4 protein-coding genes and 2 pseudogenes are annotated in these 5,369 nt (G+C 31.2%); 2 read left to right on the top strand and 4 right to left on the bottom strand.

Annotated elements, in window-relative coordinates:
* Positions 1–559: 559 nt before the first annotated feature.
* Positions 560–1,078, bottom strand: coding sequence for a hypothetical protein (locus ACQKMD_RS21630; RefSeq protein WP_427754612.1), 519 nt, complete (start codon positions 1,076–1,078; stop codon positions 560–562).
* Positions 1,079–1,596: 518 nt separating this feature from the next.
* On the opposite strand from ACQKMD_RS21630, the gene ACQKMD_RS21635 reads away from it, so the two are divergent.
* Positions 1,597–2,505 carry a tyrosine-type recombinase/integrase gene (locus ACQKMD_RS21635; RefSeq protein WP_427754613.1) on the top strand — a complete coding sequence of 303 codons (909 nt, stop codon included), beginning with the start codon at positions 1,597–1,599 and terminating at the stop codon, positions 2,503–2,505.
* 741 nt (positions 2,506–3,246) lie between these two features.
* Complete coding sequence (locus tag ACQKMD_RS21640; RefSeq protein ID WP_427754615.1) at positions 3,247–3,585, top strand: hypothetical protein; 339 nt, start codon at positions 3,247–3,249, stop codon at positions 3,583–3,585.
* 175 nt (positions 3,586–3,760) lie between these two features.
* Here the strand turns inward: ACQKMD_RS21640 and ACQKMD_RS21645 are convergent.
* The 3 genes and pseudogenes from ACQKMD_RS21645 to ACQKMD_RS21655 all read right to left on the bottom strand — a co-directional run.
* A pseudogene (locus ACQKMD_RS21645) lies at positions 3,761–4,061 on the bottom strand (IS30 family transposase); the annotation flags it as partial.
* A 56-nt stretch (positions 4,062–4,117) separates the two neighbouring features.
* A pseudogene (locus tag ACQKMD_RS21650) lies at positions 4,118–4,180 on the bottom strand (hypothetical protein); the annotation flags it as partial.
* 367 nt (positions 4,181–4,547) lie between these two features.
* Positions 4,548–5,123, bottom strand: a complete 576-nt coding sequence (locus tag ACQKMD_RS21655; RefSeq protein WP_427754616.1) for a GNAT family N-acetyltransferase — start codon at positions 5,121–5,123, stop codon at positions 4,548–4,550.
* Between the last annotated feature and the right edge of the window lie 246 nt (positions 5,124–5,369).

Here is a 5,369-nt window from a genome sequence, read left to right on the forward strand (position 1 = left end):
GGAGCAGGGTATCGAGAACTGAAACTAGATTTTATTACAAAACGTAATCTTGGTAGAACTCATGTTGGGATTCTAACATCAGGTGGAACATCCAGAGTGTTATTTGATGATGTTAAAGTTATCGGTGCAAAAAAGTAGATTAAAGTTAAGAAATCCATTGGCAAATTTCGACATAAATATAGCCAAATACCTGTACGCTAAGGGATTTGGCTTATGTTATTGATTAGCTCTACGCTCAGCCAAAGCACCCGCCGCACACCCACACACCCAACCGAAAGATTTATTCGAATATATAAAACCCGGTCTGTAAGGAGAGGGCGACCGTCCTAACTTCTTCATCGAGAAAGTTGTTCAGTACGTGAAAAGTAATCAAGATTTTGTCTTTCTTCTTATGTATATAACTATCTTAATTGGTAATTCAAGTACCTTAATTGTACGTTCAACAGGTGTGACAAAAATCAACATGAGTGTCTTTCATGGCTTTAGAAACGACTATTTAAAAGCCCATCAAGTACCTCGTCTTATTTAAATCTAAATTCAAATGTATTTTATCCTACTTTTATAAAACTTTAAATTCCATTTTCCTCATACGTTCTTTTCTAAATATCTTTTTCGCATCTTTATAATTAACAGGAACAATAGGGCGCATTATCGTACTTAATCTAATGTCCGATTCTATAACATCAACACATGTGTATTCTAACAATCTATAAAAGTATCTATTTTGATTAATAGTTACAGGTAATACATTACCTAACTTAAAATTGCTTACACGCGGATCATTAAACTCACATTGAATACTAACTTCTATTTCATCACTAGCCCGAGGTTTTATAAATTCAGTATTTTGTGGTACAAATTGATTTTTACTAAGATCTTGCACAATATAAATTATCTCTATCATTTTGTCTTGCGTAATCTCAAAACATTCAATACCTATAATCAAATAGTATTCCCCGTCTATTTCGCTTACCTCGCCGATTTTCTTTGTACTTTCAAAAGGATAAAAGCTAACATTCATCTTTCTGATTACTCCTAAATCTATATCAAGCAACATTTCCACCTCACTATTATACATTCATTAAAACCTCATTTTTATTTACACTATTAGTTTAATGTAATATTTACTTGCTACTATTTATTGTATCGAGACATATAATGGTTTTTTTTCACGCCTCTTTCTTTATTCATAAACAATCATAAGATTGAATCCTCTCTAGTTTTACCTTTACCCGTTACATTCTTTCTCGAATCGTCTGAGAGCGTTTCTGAAGCACACAAATTTAAAGAATTATTCGGGCTTAAATTTAAAACGCGTTTTATTCATATTTTCATAGAAATTAGAAGACCATTAAAATCCCGTTAAATAAATTATCTATTCTAATTATTCTATCTAATAAAAACGAATTAGTATATACAAAATTTGTAAAACGACGTTTTATAAAGTGTATTTTAATTGTTCCGAGAATGGTTTGTTTTAAGAACTGGTATTAATTTGGAATGTAAAATGATAAACTATTAAAAAAGAGAATAATATTTAAATACATATTTATCCATAGTGTGGTAAAAGGAATTTAGGTGAAGGAGTTTAAAAAAATGTCATCACAAAATAACGTAATACATCAAAGTGCATTTTTAAATCGAAAACGACACCAAGATCGTCAACAGGAAATTATCGCTTTTGAAAATGAAATACCTTTAGCTTATCAAAGTGATATTCGAGCGTATCAAAAATATCTTGTTACCACTGATCAAGCTACATCAAAAGAGTCTATGTATGACTTTTTAGACTATTGTATTAAGGAGCAGCGTATTAAGAGCAGCACATTCGAAAAACGCATCTGCGCATTAAAACGCTATATAATAGTAGAAACTCAAAATGTTTTTCAAAATGATGCTGATTTTAAGCGTGAAATGAAATATCTAAGAAGTTTGTTTAAACAAGAAGAATATAGTAAGCAAACTATTCGAAAAGGAAAAAAAGCATTACCTATGGATGAATTAATGAAGAAGATAAATAAACTTAGTATACGTGCAAAAGCTATATGCTTAGTTAATCTAATTACTGGTAACCGCCCGAGTGAAATGGTTCGTATACAAATAAAAGACTTTGATTTAGATGATTTATCAGTGAATGTTTACTTGAAGAAGCAGAAGATATATGAAGAAAAAAGGTTGACTCTAGATACTGTTATGGCCATTCAGGAGTATATAAAAAAATACAACTTGCATCCTGAAGATTATTTTATTGGTAGTATCCTTTCTAATGGAAATCATGAGAAATATATAAGTAGAGAAATTTCAACAAGAGCTTATTTGAACGATTTAAAAAAATGGACAGGTTTTACTGCATACAATTTTCGCAAAACATTAGTCTCAGATATGCATGAAAGGGGAGCAGATCTAGCGACGATTGCCAAACAAACAGGTCATAAATCAATTAAGACAATCAATGATCACTACTTGAAAGTCTCAAATCGTACCGTAGATAAATTTTTACCTTAACAAAAAGAATGATTGATTAAATGAATATCACCTGTCCTTTCTATAAAAAATACATATTATGGGTTATAGAAAATTTGATAACGACTTTGGCAGACATAATTATGATGTTAAGGTTAAGGTAATTTAGCCTTATACACTCCTTTCCTTCTCACCGAGGGTCACTTGCCACCGAGTGACCCTTTTAATAGTTACTTTCCTCATTTAAATCAAATAAAGAGAGTGAGGAATAGAAAACCTCTCTCACTCATTTTGGTTGTCGTTAAAATAACGATCACTGATGCAAATACTATATTCTTATAAACCAATCACTTGACCTTTAAATATAGACTAGCAAGGTATATACAAAACGTATTTTGAATTATATCCGATTGTTTTTTATGTAACAATTATTAAAATTCCATATAGTTTTGTTCAAATACTATATAACCAATGCTGTACATTTAAATATTTTAAATTCTTATCCTGAAAATTTAGAGGGAACGAGTACCTGTAACAAATACTGTAGAACAAGAAGATACGATTACATTTGTTATTAAATAGACGGTTCTGGTTCAAAAACTTCAAGATAATTTGAACAAATCTATAAACTTGGACATACTGATACTAGTATCAGTGTTCTTCTTCATATATTTGCACCAGAACCGAATCAATCTAATTGAAAATAAATTACCAATATAGTAAAATATAGGTGACAATTTAGTGAAATAAGCCTAGAAAAATACATAAAAGGAGATGAATAAAATGAACTTTAAGAAATTGGGGATTATATTGTTAGGTTCAGCAACTCTTTCATTCAGCGGTACAAATTTTACGCAGGCTAAAGATTTCAAAGAATTCAAAGATATAGAACCAAATAATACTATGGGTACTGCTAATGTACTTAATTTGAATTATGACTGCTTGGTTTATGGAAATTTAAATTTAGATGATAAAGAAGGTGTAGATTTCTTTAAATTTTCCCCAAGCAAGACAATGGACGTTGAGGTTATTTTACAAGGCATGGATGATGGTAATGATTTTGATTTATTTGTACGAGATTCGAAAGGGAAGATTATAAAAGAAATCCCTGAATCTTTCTAATGATATGGAAGAACTTGTTTTCGAAGCAGAAGCAAAGAAAGATTATTATGTTGAAGTAAGTGCACATTTACGAAATAGTGAATGGAAAGACTTTAATTACAATTTACAGGTATGGGAAGAGTAAAACTTCAGTTACGAGGTCGTCCGTTCGGGCGGCTTTTTATTTGTTACTGTGTCAAATTAAGTGCAACACTTGCTCCATGAACGCTTCGGTGTGCAGATTTCCAACCCAAGCATTTTCTTGGGCGATTATTAATTAAATATAACGCCTTTTTTAATTCATCATTGCTTACCTCAGCTAGGTTTGTTCGCTTAGGGAAAAATTCGAGTAAACTCTTTTCATTACTGCCCCGCTGCCAAGAAGCGTAAGGATCTGCGAAATAAACTTGGATATTCAAGTCTTTTTCCAAGTTTGTATAACAACTAAATTCTTTGCCTCAATCAGTCGTTGCCGTTTGAAAACTGTCTTTTGGTAAAGCATGACAGTGGATGGACTTGGCTTAATTTGTTTGGCAATCGCCCGAATCGAGAAACCTAAAGCAAGAAATGTTTCTATTTTTGAACGTACAGATATGGTAAGATGTTGGTAGCTCATAACGATTCCTCCGTATGATGTTTAGTGTGGTAACTTACATTTTACACGGAATCGTTATGGGCATTTTCTATTTCGTCTTGGTGTTACTTAATATTTCAATTCGTCATTTGATAAAAAACACAGGACACAACACAAATTGGAAACTAAAGAAACCGCATAACTTTAACATCTCCCTAAGGGGTCCTGCCGCATTGCCATCAAGCTAATATTTGAAGTAATTCCATAACGAAAATTTTATATCTTTGTAGATATTTATGAGAATTAATCACATTTTTCTGTTTCGGGAATCCGCAGTTTCCTTAGCTTTATAGCGATGATAGTATCTCAACTTGTAAATCTTTTATTTCAATTTTTGTATATTGGCAAGTTATCGGTTTATTATTAGATTCTTTAAAAATATATCATTCGTTATGTAGAAAGAATGCATGCCTTCAAACTCTTTAAATTCTTCATCCAAATTTTGAACTTCTTCTTTAAATTGAAATCCAAGTTTCTCTACAACTTTAATAGATGCTTTATTTTCAGGAAAAACAACAGCAACGATACGTTCTATTCCTATTTTCAAAAAAGCGTACTGTAAAAGTGCGTATGTGGCTTCAGTTGCATATCCTTTTTTCCATTTGTCATAAGATAAGGCATAATACATTTCTGTAGAAGTGAGTTCAAAATCTAAAGGCCCTAAACCGCAATACCCTATAAACTTTTGAGAAGATTTTTCAAAAATAGAAAGGTTAAATTTAGCAATATTACTTACTGTGTTCTTTTTGTTCATCTCCATGCTCCATAGAATAATATCTTGTATTTCCTCTAATGAATATTCAGGAGATGGCATAAAACGCTTTGTTTCAGGGTGTTTTTGCAATTCATATAAATGTTTTGCATCAGATATATGATAAGGTTTTATTAATAATCTTTCTGTTTCGATATAAGCATTTACAAACATGTTACACCTCTTTATATAGTAATAATATATTTTTTACTTCCGCTATTAGCAAAAAGCACTCTCTTATTTCTACCTCCACTCTGATATATTCGATGAAAGATTACATAATTCCTATAGAAATTAGATATTTCCCTTAAATATTTATATAAACGAGTTAATTTCATAATTCTGAGCTCAGTCATATCAACGTCTTTCAGACAATGAAAAACAGGCACCTCCCCAAATTCGGTATAATGGTAGCGACAA

It is taken from the genome of Viridibacillus sp. NPDC096237 (assembly GCF_050278625.1).
GTDB lineage: Bacteria > Bacillota > Bacilli > Bacillales_A > Planococcaceae > Viridibacillus.